Origin of the sequence: Gluconobacter sp. P1D12_c (assembly GCF_018812105.1) — a bacterium.
GTDB lineage: Bacteria > Pseudomonadota > Alphaproteobacteria > Acetobacterales > Acetobacteraceae > Gluconobacter > Gluconobacter oxydans_A.
In genome coordinates this window covers 1-352 of record NZ_JACSIQ010000918.1, presented here as the reverse complement: position 1 = coordinate 352, position 352 = coordinate 1, and the positions used below count along the sequence as shown (strand labels likewise).

Annotated in this window: 1 protein-coding gene; it reads right to left on the bottom strand. The window is 51.7% G+C overall.

What is annotated here, in order from left to right:
* On the bottom strand, positions 1 to 344 hold a 344-nt coding region (locus tag KP705_RS21920; protein WP_215765551.1), incomplete at its 3' end, for a transposase.
* Positions 345 to 352 lie beyond the last annotated feature (8 nt).

Sequence of the window (352 nt, the reverse complement as noted above, 5' to 3'; positions counted from 1 at the left end):
TGTGTCAAACGCTCACGAAACAGCCAGACCGTTTTGGCATCCGGCACGCGGTCCGACAGCCCCAATCCCAGAAAGCGCATGAACGACAGGCGGTCGTTGATCAGATACTCTGTCCGTTCATCACACAAAGTGTTCAACGTCTGGATGACCAGAATTTTGAACATCAGCACCGGATCAAACGGCGGACGTCCGCCTTTACTTCCGTCTGAATAGGCCAGAGCCTGGTTAAGATCAGGGCGAAAGACTTCAAAATCCACAGTCCGGAAAAAATCTTTGAACTGATCAGAAAGCACGCTCAAGCGAGCAAGCCGCGCTTCAACATCGAAGAAACCCGGCCGCTTCAAATTCCATC